Below are 569 nucleotides of genomic sequence, written 5' to 3' on the forward strand. Positions count from 1 at the left end.
GCCTTGAGAACGAATATTACCACCATCATTCTTTATATTCTCTGCAACAATATCAATTTTACCCATACTAAGAACATTAGCATTTTCTTCATTTAGAAACTTACCTTTCTCTGCATCAATAATAATATCTTGCGAGGAGAAAATCAAAGCTCCACTACTATTAGTAATATTAATTGCCTTAAGAATGACATCCTTAAGACTCAAAATAGATTGATTACTTGAAATTTTAATGTTCTCATCTGCATTAAGTAGTATGCTTGCAGCACTTTCCAGAATGCGGTCAATAATGATAGAACCCGTAGTCTTAATAGAGAGTTCACCTCTAGCATTAATATCACCACTATCATCATTGTAGCGATAATCTTTAGAGAGAATTAAAGAGAGGTTATTATCGCTAAAAATGTCACCAGATAAATTATTCAAAGATTCAGCTAGCTTAATTAATAAATTTTTAGCCGAATAAATATAACCAACACTGTTATTTAAGTTATCAGCTTGAATATCAATATTATTACCACTGATATTAGAGCCACTGTTATTTACATTTTTTGATCTAATAGAAATATCAG

General features: G+C 30.2%; 1 protein-coding gene. It reads right to left on the reverse strand.

Annotated elements, in window-relative coordinates:
• The coding region (locus V1952_RS22430; protein ID WP_420075620.1) for a hypothetical protein at positions 1 to 569 on the reverse strand (569 nt) is incomplete at both ends.

The organism is Yersinia sp. 2542 StPb PI, from assembly GCF_048593855.1.
Classification (GTDB): Bacteria; Pseudomonadota; Gammaproteobacteria; order Enterobacterales; family Enterobacteriaceae; genus Yersinia; species Yersinia enterocolitica_E.